This window comes from Nonomuraea sp. CA-141351, assembly GCF_050944675.1.
Classification (GTDB): Bacteria; Actinomycetota; Actinomycetes; order Streptosporangiales; family Streptosporangiaceae; genus Nonomuraea.
This window is the reverse complement of sequence record NZ_CP191982.1, coordinates 3,720,159-3,737,401: the sequence shown is the minus strand read 5'-3', so window position 1 is coordinate 3,737,401 and position 17,243 is coordinate 3,720,159. Positions and strand designations below refer to the sequence as shown.

Annotated in this window: 12 protein-coding genes and 1 pseudogene; 8 read left to right on the top strand and 5 right to left on the bottom strand. The window is 69.5% G+C overall.

Features of this window, described 5'->3' with window-relative positions:
* Positions 1-8 precede the first annotated feature (8 nt).
* A complete protein-coding gene (locus ACQPWU_RS17660; protein WP_433441308.1) occupies positions 9-1,190 on the top strand; it encodes a mandelate racemase/muconate lactonizing enzyme family protein in 1,182 nt (393 codons plus the stop codon).
* Entirely contained in the window at positions 1,187-2,386 is a 1,200-nt protein-coding gene (locus ACQPWU_RS17655) for a fumarylacetoacetate hydrolase family protein (RefSeq protein WP_433441306.1), read from the top strand. Before ACQPWU_RS17660 ends, ACQPWU_RS17655 begins: the two co-directional genes overlap by 4 nt.
* 123 nt (positions 2,387-2,509) lie before the next feature.
* Here the strand turns inward: ACQPWU_RS17655 and ACQPWU_RS17650 are convergent, their stop codons facing one another.
* Positions 2,510-2,737, bottom strand: coding sequence for a hypothetical protein (locus ACQPWU_RS17650; RefSeq protein ID WP_433441303.1), 228 nt, complete (start codon positions 2,735-2,737; stop codon positions 2,510-2,512).
* 143 nt (positions 2,738-2,880) lie between these two features.
* Positions 2,881-3,411: a hypothetical protein gene (locus tag ACQPWU_RS17645; protein ID WP_433441301.1), complete on the bottom strand. Its 531-nt coding sequence runs from the start codon at positions 3,409-3,411 to the stop codon at positions 2,881-2,883.
* 202 nt (positions 3,412-3,613) lie between these two features.
* Between ACQPWU_RS17645 and ACQPWU_RS17640 the strand changes: the two genes are divergently transcribed.
* Positions 3,614-4,003, top strand: coding sequence for a hypothetical protein (locus ACQPWU_RS17640; protein WP_433441300.1), 390 nt, complete (start codon positions 3,614-3,616; stop codon positions 4,001-4,003).
* A gap of 600 nt (positions 4,004-4,603) precedes the next feature.
* Here the strand turns inward: ACQPWU_RS17640 and ACQPWU_RS17635 are convergent.
* The 3 genes and pseudogenes from ACQPWU_RS17635 to ACQPWU_RS17625 all read right to left on the bottom strand — a co-directional run.
* Positions 4,604-4,871 (bottom strand): annotated as a pseudogene (locus tag ACQPWU_RS17635) (PEP/pyruvate-binding domain-containing protein); the annotation flags it as partial.
* 115 nt (positions 4,872-4,986) lie between these two features.
* Positions 4,987-6,441, bottom strand: coding sequence for a sulfatase-like hydrolase/transferase (locus ACQPWU_RS17630; protein ID WP_433441298.1), 1,455 nt, complete (start codon positions 6,439-6,441; stop codon positions 4,987-4,989).
* A 13-nt stretch (positions 6,442-6,454) separates the two neighbouring features.
* Positions 6,455-7,945: an ABC transporter substrate-binding protein gene (locus ACQPWU_RS17625; RefSeq protein WP_433441296.1), complete on the bottom strand. Its 1,491-nt coding sequence runs from the start codon at positions 7,943-7,945 to the stop codon at positions 6,455-6,457.
* 153 nt (positions 7,946-8,098) lie between these two features.
* Here ACQPWU_RS17625 and ACQPWU_RS17620 point away from each other — a divergent pair, with 153 nt between their 5' ends.
* From ACQPWU_RS17620 to ACQPWU_RS17600, 5 genes are read left to right on the top strand one after another with little or no spacing between them, the layout of a single operon-like run.
* On the top strand, positions 8,099-9,115 hold the full coding sequence (locus tag ACQPWU_RS17620) for a LacI family DNA-binding transcriptional regulator (protein WP_433441293.1): 1,017 nt from the start codon (positions 8,099-8,101) through the stop codon (positions 9,113-9,115).
* On the top strand, positions 9,112-10,062 hold the full coding sequence (locus ACQPWU_RS17615; RefSeq protein ID WP_433441291.1) for a carbohydrate ABC transporter permease: 951 nt from the start codon (positions 9,112-9,114) through the stop codon (positions 10,060-10,062). Before ACQPWU_RS17620 ends, ACQPWU_RS17615 begins: the two co-directional genes overlap by 4 nt.
* Positions 10,059-10,895: a carbohydrate ABC transporter permease gene (locus tag ACQPWU_RS17610; protein WP_433441288.1), complete on the top strand. Its 837-nt coding sequence runs from the start codon at positions 10,059-10,061 to the stop codon at positions 10,893-10,895. Before ACQPWU_RS17615 ends, ACQPWU_RS17610 begins: the two co-directional genes overlap by 4 nt.
* A gap of 31 nt (positions 10,896-10,926) precedes the next feature.
* The gene (locus tag ACQPWU_RS17605) at positions 10,927-12,723 is read left to right on the top strand and encodes a glycoside hydrolase family 2 protein (protein ID WP_433441286.1); all 1,797 of its coding nucleotides are present in this window, start codon (positions 10,927-10,929) and stop codon (positions 12,721-12,723) included.
* Positions 12,720-16,745, top strand: a complete 4,026-nt coding sequence (locus ACQPWU_RS17600) for a sugar-binding domain-containing protein (RefSeq protein ID WP_433441284.1) — start codon at positions 12,720-12,722, stop codon at positions 16,743-16,745. Before ACQPWU_RS17605 ends, ACQPWU_RS17600 begins: the two co-directional genes overlap by 4 nt.
* The last annotated feature ends 498 nt before the right edge of the window (positions 16,746-17,243 follow it).

The following is a 17,243-nucleotide window of genomic DNA, read 5'->3' as shown; positions in this document are numbered from 1 at the left end:
GCCGGAGCATGAAGATCACCTCGGTCGACACCCTTGTCGTCGACTTCTACCGCACCAACCTGGTGATCGTCCGCGTCTCGACGGACGAAGGGATCGTCGGACTGGGCGAGGCGACCTTGGAGGGCAAGGAACGCGCCGTCCAAGGCGCCATCACCGAACTGGCCGAGGCCGTGGCCGGGATGGACCCCACCCGCATATCCGGCACCCTGTACGAGCTGGCCAGGGACTGGTACTGGCGAGGCGGCCCGGTCATCATGACCGCGCTGAGCTCGCTCGAGATGGCGCTGTGGGACATCTCGGCACGAGAGCTCGGCGTCCCGGTCTCCCGCCTGCTCGGCGGCGCCACCCGAGACCGGGTGCGCGCCTACGCCAACGGCTGGTTCTCCGGAGCCGTCACGTCCGAGGACTACGCGGCCGCCGCGAGGAGGACCGTCGACAGCGGCTTCCGCGGCCTCAAGTGGGATCCCTTCGAGAACTACGACCTCACGATCACCTCCCGGCAGCTGGACCGCGTGCTCGCGCAGATCGACGCCGTACGCTCCGCCGTCGGGCGCGACGTCGAGCTGTTCATCGAGGGCCACGGCCGGTTCGACGTCACCCACGCCGTCAAGATCGCGCGGGAGATCGCGCAGTTCGACCCGGTGTTCTTCGAGGAACCCTGTCCCCCGGACAACCTCGACGCTCTCGTCGACATCCGCCGGGCCTCGCCGGTGCCCATCGCCGCCGGGGAGCGATGGTTCGGACGGCAGGGTTTCGCGCCGGCGCTCGCCCGTCAGGCGGTCGACTTCGTCCAGCCCGATGTGACGCACGCCGGCGGCATCGCCGAGCTGGCCTTCATCTCGACGCTCGCCGCGACCGGCTACGTCGGTTTCGCGCCGCACAATCCCAGCGGACCGCTGAGCACCGCGGCGACGCTGCAGCTCGGGGCCGCCCTGCCCAACTTCCGCTATCTGGAGATCATGGCGACTGACGTCCCATGGCGCCCGGAGATCACCAACGAGAGACTCGTACTGACGGAGGAGGGTGACGTCCTCATCCCGACCGGGGCCGGGCTCGGCATTGAGCTCGATCTCGAGGCGATCGCCCGGCATCCCTTCACGCCCCACCCCATGCGGATGTTCCGGGACGCCGTCTTCGACATCCGGCCCGCGGACGAGCGATCCTTCTTCAATCTGGGGGACGGCAAATGATCCAGTCATCGCCCGACGAGCTCGCCTGGTTCGGGACGGTCGCAGATGCGCTGCCAGACGATGCCGCGGACAGTGTCCTGATCGGCCGGATCTGGGATCCCCTCGTCGAAGGGCCCTCACCCGTGGTGGTCCGCGACGGAGAGGTCATCGACATCAGCGCGGAGTTCCCCACGGTCCGCGACATCTGCGAGCTGCCGGAACCCGCTGCCGTGGTCTCCGGGCTCGATGGCCGGCATGTCGGCGGCTTCGGGGACGTGCTCGCCAACACCGGGTCCACGGACCGGGACAGTACCCGGCCCTGGCTGCTCGCACCGGTCGACCTCCAGGCGCTCAAGGCCGCCGGCGTGACCTTCGCCGTCTCGATGATCGAGCGCGTCATCGAGGAGCGGGCCGGCGGCGACATGGCACTCGCGGCGGACATCCGCCGGCGGATGTTCGCCGACGTTGGCGCCGACCTTCACGACCTGTCGCCAGGTTCCGAGGAAGCGGCGCGGCTGAAGACCCTGCTCATCGCCGAAGGCGCCTGGAGTCAGTACCTGGAGGTCGGGATCGGCCCGGATGCCGAGATCTTCACCAAGGGTCAGATCCTCTCCGCCATGGGAACCGCGGTGCCCGTCGGGGTGCTCGCCGCCTCGACCTGGAACAACCCAGAGCCCGAGGTGTCGCTCATCGTCCAGTCGAGTGGCCGGATCGTAGGAGCGACGCTCGCCAACGACGTCAACCTCCGCGATGTCGAGGGCCGATCCGCGCTCCTGCTGCCGATGGCGAAGGACAACAACGCGTCGTGCGCGCTCGGCCCCCTCATCCGGCTCTTCGACGAGCGGTTCGACCTGGAACGGGTACGCGGCCTCGTGGTGCGGCTGGACATCGAAGGCGAGGACGGCTTCCGCCTTGAGGCGGTCTCGGAGATGGCGCGGATTTCGCGCGATCCGGAAGCGCTGGTACGGCAACTGATCGGCCCGCACCATCACTATCCCGACGGTGCGGTCCTCATGCTCGGCACGATGTTCGCGCCCATCCAGGACCGCGACCACCCTGGCGAGGGGTTCACGCACAAGACCGGCGATGTGGTGAGGATCAGTTCCCCCGCGCTCGGCACCCTGGTCAACCGCGTCCAGCACGCCGAGGACTGTGCACCTTGGGGCTTCGGAGTCCGCGATCTCATGGGGAATCTCATGAAGAGAGGACTGTTGTGAGCACTGTCATCACAGTCGATCCAAGGGAGACCGGCGCGGTGCTTGCCTCCTTGAGGCAGGTCACGGCAGGCAAAGACTGACTACGGCTTCGACCCCCTATCCACACACCAGATCAACCTCGCATCAACCCGCTGAGGCCGGGTCCGTCTGAGGGTGCCCAGCAGATTCCGGACAATCATCAACGCCCCCACGGACGACGCCGTTCACGAGGCTGTCACTGGTGACGAAACCGGCCTTGAAGTTCTTCACCTGCAGGACCGCCGCCGCGGGTGAGCAGTCGATGCGGGTCCGGTTGGGCAGGAGCAGGTATTCGTTGAACGTCCGCGAGACCTCGGCGATGATCTGTGCCACTCGTTCCTCCTGGCCCGTCGACCGGGGCGCACCGGCCCCGCTGTCGAGAACGCTTCCCCGCAAGGCAACCGTGACCTGCGGTCGTGACGTGGCACCCATCGCCCTCCTGCGGTCCCGTCAGGGAAGGGCCCGCGAGAGGGCGATCAGGCCGCGGGGCCGGCGTCGCGGACGAACTGTTCGACGGTGGCCGGCTTGACCTCGGGATAGCGGTCGTTGTCGAGCGTGTCGAACTTGGCCTTCCCGGTCACCATGCACCACTGGTACTGCAGGGCCACGTACTCGAATGGGTTCTGGGTCCCGGCGGCTCTTCGCTCGATCTCGGCCCGCAGGTCGTCGGCGGTGCCCAGTGTCCGCAGCTCCAGCTTTCTGCCGCTGCCGCGCTCGACCGCCTCGTGAAACCCGCGCATCGAGAGCACCTCACCGGCGAACCGCACCGTCCCGCCGTCCGCCAGCGCCGGGTCCAGGACGGCGGCGGCGGTGTAGTCGGCGGTGTTCTGAACGGAGGTCACGTCCAGCGGCTGATCGGGGTCACCCCAATGCGAAACGGTCCCGCTGTCCCAATCGACCAGGCCCATGAAGCCCACCATCACCTCGATGAAGGCGCCGTTCAGCACCGACAGCACGCCCAGCGGCGACCCGGCGAACCTGTGCGCCTGCGGGTGCCGATTAATCATCCGGCCAGGTCAAGCCGCATGTCGATACTCTCTCAGGATGCCGCCGAGTCGATCACGTCGATGGATGTCGAGCGCCGTGATCCGGGTTGGGACAGTGTCAGGGGCGGGAAGCGGTCGGTGCGGAGCTGCCTGGTGGAGAGCCCGATGTGGCCGATGTTCGTTGTAGAAGGCTTCGAACTCTCGGCAGCGCCTGCAGAAGGTGGTGCTGGTTCCAGATCAACGTCCGGTCCAGCAGTTCGCGCCGGCAGGTCCGGATCCACCGCTCCATGATCGCATTCATCCGCGGTATCCGGACGCCGCTCTTAACGATGCGGATGCCAGCATCGACCAGCACGGCGTCGAAGGCCGCGGCGAACTTGGCGTCCCGGTCCCGTATCAGGAACCTGGCGGTGCTGCCGGCGTCCTGCAGATCCATGACAAGGTTGCGACCAGCTTGGGTCACCCACTGTCCGGTGAGATGTGCGGTGACGCCGAGGATCCGCACGCGGCGGGTGGCGTGCTCGATGACTGCCAGATCGTACAGGCGCGCTCCAGTCAGGGTGCGGACCTCGAAGAAATCACAAGCCAGCAGGGCGCCAGCCTGGCTGCGTAGAGAGTCGGACCAGGTGGTGTGCTCCCGTTGGGGGACGGGTCGATTCCGTGGCCTTTGAGGATCTCCCAGCCCGTGGAGGCAGCAACCTTGATGCCGAGTACGGCCAGCTCACCGTGACTACGCCGGTAGCCCCATGAGGCGTTCTCCCGCGGCAGCCGCAACACCAGGAAGCGGACGGACCGGACAGTACGTGGACGTCCACGCCCGCGAGGCGCCCTGGCCGCGGCGTGACGGCGCCGCAGCACATCACGGTGCCAGCGCAGGACGGTGTCCGGTCGCACCAGCACCATAAGGTGCCGGAGCTTGTCCGTCGGCAGGCGGTGAAGCAGCCCGGCGAGAAGGAACCGATCAGCCGGCGTGAACACGGGCTTGGCCGCCTGCCGCTGCAGCACCATCAGCTGGTGCCGTAACACCAAGATTCGATCTCCTTGTCCCGATCGGTTCGGGGTAGCAACCCCAGGAACGAGAAGGTGATCGTCATCGTCAAGTAGGCCAACCGCAGTAACACGATCGCCCATCATGCCGTGCGGGGCGCGCGACGGGAGCACAAGAGAGCGCATCACCTCACGACCTGCACGGATGAATATTCGGCACCCGCAAGGTGTCCTGCTGGCCGGCGAAGCTGGCCTCGGGCAGGTCCTCGGCGGTGGCGCTGGAGCGCACCGCCACCCGCCCGCCGCCGAGCCGCTCGTACGCTTCGGCCAGCTCCTTCTCGGGCAGCTCCGCGGACCGGTAGGACTCGACGGTCAGGCAGAAGCCGTCGGGGACGCGCTCCCCCCGCTTTGATCATCTCTCTGAGCCCGGCGGCCTTGCCTCCCACGAGGTCGATCATGGAGGCATTGATGTCGGCCAGCCTGATCAGTTTCATCGCGCCTTCTCCTCAGGCCGACAGTTTCATGACGTTGCCGACCAGGCTTCCCGGCGCACCATCCATCAAGTCAACACCGGGGGAGGGCGCGCACCAGAGCACCCTCCCCCGGGGCCTACCGCCAGTTGTGCGGCGCGCGTTTGAGCGTGTAGACCGCCTCGGGGAGGTCGTCCCTGACGCGGATCATCCACCGGGCGAGGTCGGTGGTGAGGCCGGCGCGGATCCCGGCGAGCTCCGGGTCGGCGTACCGGTTGTCCAGCTCGGCCGGGTCGGCGTCCAGGTCGTACAGCTCCCCGTTGCCGCTCTCGTCCAGCATCAGCTTCCACTGCGCCCGCCGCACCATCACGGTCGTGCCCGACTGGGTGACGGTGTTCAGCTCGTCGAAGGTGCGCCCCTCGTACGGGAAGTGCAGCGGCGGGCGCTCCTCGACGCCGTAGGGTAGCCCGCCGAAGCCCAGCTCCCCATACCCGGTGGCGAACTCCTCCGCCGGGTACGGCTCGCCGGTGAGCAGCGGCCACAGGCTGCGCCCCTGCACCCCGGCCGGGATCTCGACGCCGAGGGCGTCGCAGATCGTCGGGAACAGATCGGCGAGCGAGACGAAGTCGACGTCGTCGGTCCTGGCCCGCACGCCGGGCCCGACCACCGAGAACGGGATGCGCATCAGGCACTCGGGCATGCCCGCGCCCTTGCGCTGCAGCCCGTAGTCGCCGGTGAAGTCGCCGTGGTCGGCCACGAAGAACACCAGCGTGTCGGCGTCCCGCCCGCTCTGGTGCAGGTGCGTGAAGAACCGGCGTACCTGGTCGTCGATGAGCCGCAGCATGCCGCAGTAGTTGGCGCGGTAGCGCCGCCACTCCTCGTCGTAGCCGGGCCGCTTCTCCTCGATCAGCCGCCGCAGCCACACGTACGTGCCGCCCTTGCGCTCGGCCCCCTCGGGGCCGACCATCCGCTCGGGCACCTCGTCCGGGTCGAACATGCTGAAGTACGGCTCGGGCACCTGGTACGGGTTGTGCGGCTCGGGGAACGACAGCCAGCTGAAGAACGGCCGGTCGTCCGGCGTCGCGTCGACGGCCTCGATCGCGTCGGAGACGATCCGGTAGGGGAGCTGGCTCTCCAGCGGGAACGGCGTCGCCTCGTGGCCGACCGAATGGTCCTGCGCGAGGAGCCATTCGTCGAACCGCTTGTGCTCGGGCGTGCTCTGCGGGCCGCCCACGTGCCAGTACGGCGCCGCGTAGGTGTCGAAGTCGCCCGGCTCGCGGTGGAAGTGCGTCTTGCCGGCCAGGTGCAGCGCGTACCCCGACTCGCGCAGCACGTCCACCAGGTCGGCGCCGCGCAGCACGTGCTGGGCGGCGCTGTTCTGCCTGACCCGGTGCGCGGACGGGTAGCGGCCCGTGAGCAGGCTGATGCGGGCGGGTACGCACAGCGGCGAGGTCGTGTGGGCCCGCCGGAACTGGACGCCGCCGCTCATCAGCTCGTCCAGGAAGGGCATGGTGTCCAGCGGGAAGCCGCCTGCGGCGGTCCAGTCGGCCCGCTGCTGGTCGGTCATGATGAGCACGATGTTGGGTCGGTTCACGTAAGGGTGCTTCCTAGCGTTCTGCGTACATCGAAGTGGTGTAGTCCGTGCGCGGCTTCCAGTTGGGGAAGGCGTAGTCGTCCAGGCTGACCTTCGCGCCCTTGGCCTTGGCCGCGGCGATGGCCAGGTCACGCTGCTTGGCGGTGTCGCTGGACAGCTTGGTCAGCGCGGCGCGGACGTCGGTGACGTCGCCGGTAAGCGCGCCCTGGATGATGTCGCCGAGCGTGGGCTGCACCGGCTTCTGCTCGACGTCCACGTGCCGCAGTTCCTTGTTGCCGGCGATCGGCATGGGGGCGAGGTGGACACTCTCCTTGAACCAGCCGATGAGCTTCTTGTAGGCGGCGTGGGCGCTGGACTGGTCGACGACGCTGATGTCGCGCGGGGGCTGCGACATGGTCTCGGCGACCCTGCGCGAGTAGTCCTCCGTGACGAAGTGCTCGCTGAGCAGCTTGTTCGCCGCCTCGGTCTGCTTGCTGCCCGGTGACAGCCAGTACTCCCCTGGCTGCGGCACATGGTAGGTGGCCACGGTGTCGCCCGCGTTGGGCACCAGGATAGGCCCGACGTCGAGCTTGTCCGCGAAGTCGGGCGTGGCCTGCAACGCCACGCCGGGGCACCAGGGGCCGTCGAAGTAGTACGCCGCCACCCCGGCGGTCCACCGGGCGCGGGCCACGTCGTCGACCCAGGAGTTCGCCCCCGGGACCAGCAGCTTGTCCTTGCGCAGCGAGACCAGGAACTCGATCACGTCGAGGTATTCGTCGGCGTGGAAGGCGTACTCGCCGGTGGCGTACCGCAGGCCGATGCCACCCTCGAACCCGGCCGCCTGCGCCAGGTCGTGAACTTGCTCGGCCATCCGGTTCGGCATGCCGACGTTCCACACCCAGCCGTACGTCTGACCGCCGCCCTTGTCCTGCACGGCGCGCGCCGCGGCCCGGAACTCGTCATAGGTCCGTGGCGGGGCCTGCGGGTCCAGCCCGGCCTGCGAGACCAGTTCCTTGTTGAACCACGACGCCGCGACGTAGACCTGGTGGCTGAAGATGGGGAAGGCGTAGATCTTGCCGTCGAAGACGTGCAAACCCTCGATCAGCGAGTCCTCGACCCGGGCCTTGGCCTGGTCAGTGAGGTTGATCGGCTGCGCCCAGCCGGCGGCCACGAGCGCCCCGGCGGGCAGCGTGAGCCCCGCGTTGGAGTGGATGTCCGGCATCTGGTTGCTCTGCTTGGCCAGTTGCAGCGCCTGCCCCATCTTCCCCGGGTTGTAGTAGGTGTACTGGACGGGCATACCTCCCGGGCTCTTGGCGAAGTCGGCGAAGATCGCCGCTTTCGCCTTCTGCAGCTGGTTCTGGTGGTCCCACCAGGTCAGCGAGCCGGCGTTGGCGGCGTCCCCGCCCCCGCCGCCGGTGCTTGAGCCGCTGCCTGAGCCACCGCCCAGGGCACAGCCGCCGGTCGCCGCCGTCGCGGCCAGAGCGCCCGCCGCGGCGAGGAATCCCCGCCGAGTCATCGCGGTCATCGGTCCTGCCTTCCACCATGCGGCGCGTGAACGTGTTGTAAAGGAATGTTGCCGCGTGGCAAATTCATTCTTGCCACGCGGCATGCCGCGCGGCAAGACTCTTCTTCAACAAGGTGTCACTCGACTCCCGATCTGGAGGTTGATCCAACTTTGGTGACACAACGTGACGTTGCACGGCGTGCGGGAGTCTCGGTACGGACCGTTTCCAACGTCGTGAACAACTTCGCCTATGTCTCCGAGGAGACCCGCGCCGTCGTGCAGCAGGCCCTCGAAGAGCTCGACTACCGGCCCAACGTGGCCGCCCGCAGCCTCAACCGCGGCCGCTCCAACCTGCTGGCCCTGGTGCTGCCGCTGGACGTGCCGTACTTCACCGAACTGGCCGCCCACGTGGTGGACAGGGCCGAGGAGCGCGGCTACACGGTGCTCATCGACCGCACCGAGGGGACGGCGGAGCGGGAGCGGCGGATACTGATGCGCCGCGACCGGTCGGCCCTGTTCGACGGGTTCATCTTCAGCCCGCTCGGCCTGCCAGCCGACGAGCTGCGCAACTGGGCGGGCAGATGCCCGGCGGTGACGCTGGGTGAGATTCAGGTGGAGGGTGTGGACCACGTCGCCATCGACGACACCGCCGCCGCCCGCGCCGCCACCGCGCACCTGGCCTCGCTGGGCCGCACCAGGATCGCCGCGATCGGCGTGGTCGAGCGGCCGAGCGGCAACACCGCGGCGCACCGCTCCGCCGGATACCGGCAGGGGCTGGAGGAGGCGGGGCTGCCCTTCCGTCCCGAGCTGGCCGTGCCGGTGCGGCGCTACCAGCGCGAGGACGGCCGGCGCGCCATGGAGCGGCTGCTCGACCTTCCTGAGCCGCCCGACGCGGTCTTCTGCTACAACGACCTGCTGGCGCTCGGCGCGATGAAGGGCGCGCTGTCCCGGGGTCTGCGGGTGCCGCAGGACGTCGCCATCGCCGGCTTCGACGGCCTCGAGGAGGGCCGGTACGCCACCCCCGCGCTGACCACGATCGTCTCCGACAAGCAGCGCATCGCCGAGCTGGCCGTGGACCGGCTGCTGGAACGCATCGAGGGCGACCAAAGCGAGCCCGTCCAGCTCGAGGCGCCGTGGCGCCTGCTGGTCGACGAGAGCACCACGGGCGTGCAGGCCGAGGTCCGCGAATGACGCTCACGCTCTCCCCCGTGCGGGCTGCGGGCACCGGCACGGCCCGCCCGCGGCGCAACCGCACCACCCTGTACGTCTGGCTGTTCCTGACCCCGACCGTGTTGCTGTACGGCGCGTTCACCGTCTACCCGATCATCTCCAGCTACGTCTACTCGCTCACCGACTGGAACGGGTTCGACGAGGGGGCCCGGTTCATCGGCCTGGCCAACTACCAGGAGGTGCTGGCCGACCCGATGTTCTGGAGCTCGTTCGGGCTCACCCTGACCTTCATGGTCATCGCGGTGCCGCTGCAGGTGCTGACCACGCTGCTGCTGGCGATCCTGCTCAACTCGCCGAAGATGCCGCTGCGCAACCTGTTCCGCACGGCGCTGTTCCTGCCGGTGGTGACCACCACGGCGATCGTCGGCGTGGTCATGCAGTTCGTCTTCGACCCGGCCAGCGGCCCGGTGAACCTCGCACTGCGCGAGACCGGTCTGGTGACGGAGGGCGTGGACTTCCTCGGCCAGTCCTCGACGGCGCTCTTCACGACGATCGGCGTCTACGTGTGGAAGTGGGCCGGGATCACCCTGGTCTACTGGCTGGCCGCGCTGCAGACAGTGCCGAACGAGGTGTACGAGGCCGCCCGCCTCGACGGCGCCGGCGCCCCCGCGCTCCTGCGGCACATCACCCTGCCACTGCTCAAGCCCTTCCTGATCATCATCACCCTGCTGTCGATCGAGGCGTCGCTGCAGGTCTTCGACCTCGTCCTGACCATGACCGGGGGCGGCCCGTTCTACTCGACCGAGGTGATCGAGGTGTACATCTACCGATGGGCCTTCGCCGGAACCGTCCCCAGGCTCGGCTACGCCTCGGCGGCGGCCGTGCTGTTCGGCCTGTTCGTCTGTGTCATCGGGCTGATGCAACTCCTCGCGGTCCGCGCGACCCGCCGGACGAGGAGGGCGTCATGAGCGCCACTCTGCGCCGGCTGCCCTGGTGGATCGCCGCCGCCGCGCTCGCTATCGGCTGCCTGATGTGGATCTACCCGTTCCTGTGGATGGTCTCGGCGTCGCTGAAGACGTCGGCCGAGGTGTTCACCAAGGGGCTCGACCTGCTGCCCTCCATCCCGGCGTGGGACAACTACGAGCGCGCCTGGGTCGAGGCGGACTTCGGGAAATACCTGCTCAACACCGTGATCGTGACCGTGTGCACGGTGGTGGTCGTGGTCGTCAGGTGCGCCATGGCCGGGTACGCCCTGGCCAGGCACGACTTCCGCGGACGCAAGATCATCATGGGCGTGCTGGTCGCCACGCTGTTCGTGCCCGCCGGCTACACGATCATCCCGGTGGTGGACCTGTCCCAGCGGCTCGGCCTGCTCAACTCGCTGACCGGCATCATCGTGGCGATGTCGGGCGCGGCGAACGTGGCGGCGATCCTCCTCTATGTCGGATATTTCCGCGGCTTGCCGAAGGAGCTGGCCGAGAGCGCGCTCATCGACGGCGCCGGGTTCATGACCGTCTTCTTCCGCATCATGCTGCCGCTGGCCAAGCCCGTGACGGCCACCGTCACCGTGCTCACGTTCCTGTCCACCTGGAACGCGTTCTTCCTGCCGCTGGTCTTCACCTTCTCCCGGCCCGACCTGCGCACCGTCAGCGTCGGCATGCTGTCGTTCATAGGCGAGAACAGCACCGACTGGTCCGGCATGGCCGCCGCGGCCACCATCTCGCTGCTGCCGGTCGTCGGGCTGTTCATCGTCCTGCAGCGGTACTTCGTGGAAGGCATCGCCGGTGCCGTCAAGTCCTGACCTGTTCAACCCCTCAAAGAAAGTGAGTATCGTGACCGCTGATCTTCCCCGCTCCGAGTACCCTCGCCCGCAGTTCGTCCGCGCCGACTGGCAGTGCCTCAACGGAGCCTGGCAGTTCGAGAGGGACCCCGGTGACTCCGGGCTGGAGCGCGGCCTGCTCGACCGGGACCTGACCGGCGAGATCGTCGTGCCGTTCTGCCCCGAGTCCGAGCTGTCCGGCATCGGCGACCCCGACTTCCACACCGCCGTCTGGTACCGGCGTACCGTCCGGGTGCCGGAAGGCTGGGCGGGGCGGCGGGTGCTGCTGCACTTCCAGGCCGTGGACCACGACGCCACGGTGTGGGTGGACGGCGTGGAGGCGTGCAGGCACCGTGGCGGGTTCACGCCGTTCACGTGCGAGCTGGCCGCCTCCGCCGACCCGGAGCACGCGTACACGGTGGTCGTGCGCGCCCGCGACGCGGGCTCGGGCCCGCAGGCGCGCGGCAAGCAGACCACCGACTACCAGGGGCGCGGCGCGCTGTACGGGCGCACCACCGGCATCTGGCAGACGGTGTGGTGCGAGCCCGTGCCCGACGTGCGGCTCGGCCGGCCGCGCATCACCCCGAACGTCGCCGCCTCCGCCTTCCGGGTCACGGTGCCGGTGTCGGGCAACCGCCCCGGGCACGCCGTCCGGGTGACGCTGTCGGACCAGGCGGGCGAGGTCGTACGGGCGCAGTCCCGCGCCGACCTCGACCTGGCCGCCGAGGTGTGGCTGGCGCTGCCCGAGGACCGGGTGCGGCTGTGGTCGCCCGAGGACCCGCACCTGTACGACCTGCGCATCGACCTGCTCGACAGCGACGGCGCGGTGGCGGACACCGCCGCCAGCTACGCCGGGCTGCGCTCGGTCGCCATCGACGGGCAGGCCGTGCTGCTCAACGGCAAGCCGCGCTTCCAGCGGCTGGTGCTCGACCAGGGCTACTACCCCGACGGCCTGATGACCGCGCCCAGCGACGAGGCCCTGCGCCACGACATCGAGCTGGCCGTGGCCGCCGGGTTCAACGGCGCCCGGCTGCACCAGAAGGTGTTCGAGGAGCGCTACCTGTACCACGCCGACCGGATGGGGTTCCTGGTCTGGGGCGAGTTCGGCGACTGGGGCGCCAACACCTTCGGGCCGCCCGGCGACAACCAGCAGCCGACCGCGTCGTTCGTGACGCAGTGGGTGGAGGCGGTCGAGCGCGACTACTCCCACCCGTCCATCGTCGGCTGGTGCCCGCTGAACGAGACCTGGCAGCGGCTGCACGACCGGATCACCGTGCTCGACGACGTCACCTGGGGCATGTACCTGGCCACGAAGGCCGCCGACCCGACCCGGCCGGTGGTGGACGCCTCGGGCTACGCGCACCGGGTGCCCGGCGCCGACATCTACGACTCGCACTGCTACGAGCAGAACCCCGAGGTGTTCGGCAAGCTGATGGGCGGCCTGGCCGACGGGACACCGTACGTCAACACCGACCCCGAGGGCCGGACGTGGTCGGTGCCGTACGCCGGCCAGCCGTACTTCTGCAGCGAGTTCGGCGGCATCTGGTGGAACCCGGACGTGCGCACCGACGAGAGCTCCTGGGGGTACGGCGAGCGGCCCACGAGCGAGGAGGAGCTGCAGGAGCGGTTCGCCGGGCTGGTGGGGGTGCTGTTGGGCGACCCGCGCATGTTCGGCTACTGCTACACGCAGCTCACCGACGTCTTCCAGGAGCAGAACGGCATCTACCGCTTCGACCGTACGAGCAAGCTGGACGTCTCCCGGATTCGCGCGGCCCAGCTGCGCCCGGCCGCCATCGAGGAGAGCGAGTGAGGTTAGCCATCACCAAGGGGCGGCGGGCGTTCACCATCGGCCTGGCCGCCGCCTTGACGCTGCTGTCCACGGCCACCCCCGCCCCCGCCTCCGCCGCACCTGAGCCGGCTGAGGTGCGCGGCCGGGTGGTGGACGCCCGCAGCGGCGCGCCCGTCGAGGGGGCCAGTGTGCACGCCTCCAGGACGGAGGTGTACGCCACGACCGCCAGGAACGGCACCTTCACCCTGCCCGGCGTGCCGGACGGCAGCGCCCTGGTGGTCGCCGCCAAGGAGGGCTATGCCTTCGCCTCTGCCGCCACGGACGGCGGCCAGGTCACCCTCAAGCTGAAGCGCGACACCGATCCGGCCAGGACGGAGTACCCGCGCCCCGACGCCGACCGCCGCCCCTTCACCTCCGGCGCCTGGAAGTCACTCAACGGCACCTGGTCCTTCGACTTCGACCCGGGAAACGTCGGCGAGCGCGAGCGCTGGTTCGACCCCGGGCACGCGTTCGACAAGGCCATCCGGGTGCCGTTCGGCTACCAGTCGCTGGCCGCGTGGGGCGAGGAGGAGCTGGCCACCAAGGAGGTCTTCCGCAGCGCCTTCTCCCGCTACCGGGGCGCGGTCTGGTACCGGCGCTCCTTCACCGTCCCGGAGAATTTCTCCGGCCAGGAGGTGAGGCTGCGGATCGGGGCCGCCGACTATGGCGCGGCGGTCTGGCTCGACGGCAAGGAGGTGCTGCCGTACTCGGGGGACGGCTACACCGAGATCAGCGCCGGGCTCGGCGCGCTGGCTCCCGGCTCGTCCCACACGCTGGCGATCCGCGTGGTCGCGCCGCCGACGACGCCCGACTCCCCCTACCCGCAGGGCAAGCAGACCGGGGAGCCCGCCGGGGAGAACACCGGCTGGTTCACCGACGTCGGCGGCATCTGGCAGTCGGTGTGGATCGAGCCGTACGCCGGCGCGCGCCTCACCCGTACCCACGTCACCCCCGATCTGATCTTCGAGGGCGACGCGCGCACCCCGTCCACGGCCACCGCCAGGATCGACGTCACCGCCACCGGCGCGGCCACCGCCACCGTCAAGGTGAAGGACCCATCGGGCGAGGTCGTCGGCAGCGCGGACGTGCCCCTGGGCGACGGCGGCACGGGCACGGCGAGCATCCCCATCCAGCGCCCGCGCCTGTGGGAGCCGGACGACCCGGCCCTCTACACCGCCGACATCCGCCTCGGCAATCAGGACGGCCTGCGCACCACGTTCGGCCTGCGCAAGATCGAACGCAAGTGGGCGCCCGGCCACACCGGCGAATACCAGTACATCCACCTCAACAACCGGCCCATCTACGTGCGCGGCGTGCTCGACCAGGGCTACAACCCCTGGGGCCTGTACACCTACACCGGCCTCACCGCCGGCCCCGACCTGCGCACCGGCACCGAGGCCGACCCGGGCCGCGGCTCGGTCCTGCTCGACCTGAAGAACGCCAAACGGCTCGGCTTCAACGTGATCAGGAACCATCTCAAGGTCAACGAGCCCGCCTACTACCACTGGGCGGACAAGCTCGGCCTGATGATCTGGTACGACCTGCCCAACGCCGGCTGGCACTCCCTGGGCGCGGAGGCGGAGCGGCTGTTCGAGGGGCTGCTGCGCAGCACATTCGAGCGTGACCACAACCACCCGTCGATCGTCATCTGGACGATGTTCAACGAGGCGTGGGGCATCAGCGACGAGCCGTGGCAGCAGCCGATCCCGGCCGAGGCGTTCCCGTACATGCGCCGCATGGTGAGCCTCGCCCGCGGCCTCGACCCGTCCCGCCTGATCGTCGACAACTCGGCCTGCTGCCAGAACGGCCACCTCGAGGGCCAGACCGACCTCAACGACTGGCACTACTACCTGGCCGGCTACGAGGAGTGGAAGAAACTCCTCGACGGGTTCGACGCCCAGGTCAAACCCGGCTCGGCCTGGAACTTCAACGACGGCGAGCAGAGCGGCCAGCCCTGGCTCAACTCCGAGTTCGCCATCAGGTCCGGCCAGTTCCCGCACACCTCGGGCCTGTTCCGCGCCTATCCCAAGCTCAACGGGTACGTCGGCGTGCAACTCGCCGAGACCGAGCAGGAGGTGCAGAGCCCGGTCACCTTCGACCGGCAGCCGAACCAGCCGGAGTTCACCGACCATCTGGGCAAGCCGCGCGGCATCGAGCTGTTCCAGCGCGACGACGCGATCTCCCTGATGGGCACCTCGGCGCGCTCGGTCAAGCGCGGCGACACCATCGACGTACCGGTCAAGGTCAGCCACTTCGGCGACACCGACCTGTCCGGGGCCGAGCTGCGCTGGAAGATCGGCGGCTACGACGACCAGGGCCGCTGGATCGCCGACGCGGGCGGCGGCGGCTCCCGCCCGATCGCCCCGGCCCGCTACACCGTCACCGACGCCGGCACCGTCTCCGTCACCGCCCCGGCCGGCCTGCGCGTCGGCTACCTGTGGATCTGGCTGGACACCGGCGGCGGCAAGACCGTGGCCGAGAACTACCTCACCTTCGACGCCCCCGGCCCCGACGGCGAGACCGGCTTCTCCCCTGGCGCGGTGAGCGCGCAGTCGTGGACCGGCGGCGCCCAGGCCCGCACCACGGGCGGCTCGGACTGGGTCACCGGCCAGGGCCGCGGCTACTTCGAGTACGAGGTGCCGGTGCCCCAGGCGGCCCGTTCCGGCGGGGCGACCCTGGTGGCCGAGGTGGCCTCCGCGCAGTCCCGTGGCTGGTACGACCCCAACAACGTCACCACGGCCCGCCGCAACCCCACCCGCCTCACCGTCTCGGTCAACGGCACCGCGCTGCCCGCGATCGACCTGCCCGACGACCCACACGGCCCCACGGCCCTGGCCGGCCGCTCCCGCGGCTCCCTGGTGGGCGATTTCGGCAACCGGTACGGCTACCGCCTGGCCATCCCGATCCCCGCCCGCCACCTCGGCAGTTCCGGCACCGTCAGGCTGCGCTTCGCCTCCGACGGCGGCGGCCTGTCCCTGTTCGGCGCCCGCTCGGGCCGCCACGGCATCCCACCCGCCCTGGTCGCCGGCCGGGCCTCCGTACCCAAGGAGGAACGCCCCCGCTTCCACGCCGTGGACTCCCGCCTGTCGGTCTACCAGGCCCCCGCGACGATCTCCCCCTCCACCGGCACCGGCACGGTGATCGTCTCGGTCGTCAACGACACCGCCACACAAGCACGCAACGTCCAGACCCGCCTGTCACCCCCGCCCGGCTGGACCACCAAGGCCGCCGAGTCCACCACCATCCCTGCCCTCAAACCCGGCGAGTCCCGCCACGTCGCCTTCACTGTACGCTCGGACTCCCCCGTACGAACCGGCCAGAACGCGGACTTCACCGCCACCGCCACCTGGGACGGCCACGCCATCCAGGCGACCAGCACCAGCACGGTGGCCTTCTCCCTCGACGCCTACCCCCAGGTCGGCGTGGACGACACCTTCGACACCGACTCCAGCTCCGCCTACCAGGTCTTCCAGCCGTCCGCGAGCGAGGCCCTGCCCCAGCTCACCTTCGGCGAAGGCACCCTCCGAGCCCAGGGCCCCGGCGCCTTCTACGGCCTCGTCGCCCACAGCTCCGGCCCGTCAACCCCCCGCGCGGCCGTGATCGTCGATCACGCCCAGTGGGCCGGCACGGGCAAAGGCCAGGACGCCCTGTTCAACGGCCTGGTCAAGGACCAGAACAACTACATCATGGCCTGGACCGGCATCAAGGGCGGTCACGGCTTCGACCTCAAGATCGACGGCAAGCTCACCACCGCCGGCGGCGCCACGAGCGTCCTCGAACCCGGCGACCGCTGGGCCTTCGTCCTGGACGGCAACGCCCTCGCTGTCTGGGTGGACCGAGGCCGCGGCTGGGGCTGGTCCAGAGTCATGACGGCCACCACCCAGGGCCGCATCGACTTCACCCGCCCCGGCGCCCTGAACGGCTGGCACTACGCCACGGGCCTGCGCAGCAACGCCGGCATCCAGGCGATAGGCCGATTCGAGGGACGCAGCGCGACCGGCTGACCTCCATGCGCCGACCGGCCAGGACGAGGACGCGACCCTTCCTCGTCCTGCCCTCACCGCACACGTCACGCCCGTAGAAAGGAGACCGAGCGCCCGGACGGAGTGGTCGCCTGATCGAAAGTGCCTCGCTCCTTCCACGGCGGGGCCTCAGGACGCCGGTGTCCAGGGTGAGCCGGTCCAGATACTGGTCGAGCTGCGCGAGGCCCTCGGAGGTCGGATCATTGCCGTTCGGCCGCCAGACCTTCAGCTCCATGGCCTCACGCTGCAGCAGCCGCTTCCCGTCCGGGCCGGTGTAGGGCCAGCGAACCTGTGGGGCTCGAATATTCAGCCACCGTGTCCGACCTGCGGGTTCGCTAGACGCACTGGATCTCCAGCTCCCCCGCGGTGAAACGCAGTCGCTCAAGCCGTTTTGAGCAACCGCTCAGACGGCAACACTCAAGGTCCGCAGACCTGGCAAGGACCGCAGGTCAGCGCATGAATCGAATATTCGAGCCCCAC

Bases quoted from the DNA above. Each gene is read 5' to 3' on its own strand.
- ACQPWU_RS17625 (WP_433441296.1), bottom strand. From the start codon at position 7,945: ATGACCGCGATGACTCGGCGGGGATTCCTCGCCGCGGCGGGCGCTCTG.
- ACQPWU_RS17660 (WP_433441308.1), top strand. From the start codon at position 9: ATGAAGATCACCTCGGTCGACACCCTTGTCGTCGACTTCTACCGCACC.
- ACQPWU_RS17615 (WP_433441291.1), top strand. From the start codon at position 9,112: ATGACGCTCACGCTCTCCCCCGTGCGGGCTGCGGGCACCGGCACGGCC.
- ACQPWU_RS17610 (WP_433441288.1), top strand. From the start codon at position 10,059: ATGAGCGCCACTCTGCGCCGGCTGCCCTGGTGGATCGCCGCCGCCGCG.
- ACQPWU_RS17645 (WP_433441301.1), bottom strand. From the start codon at position 3,411: ATGATTAATCGGCACCCGCAGGCGCACAGGTTCGCCGGGTCGCCGCTG.
- ACQPWU_RS17655 (WP_433441306.1), top strand. From the start codon at position 1,187: ATGATCCAGTCATCGCCCGACGAGCTCGCCTGGTTCGGGACGGTCGCA.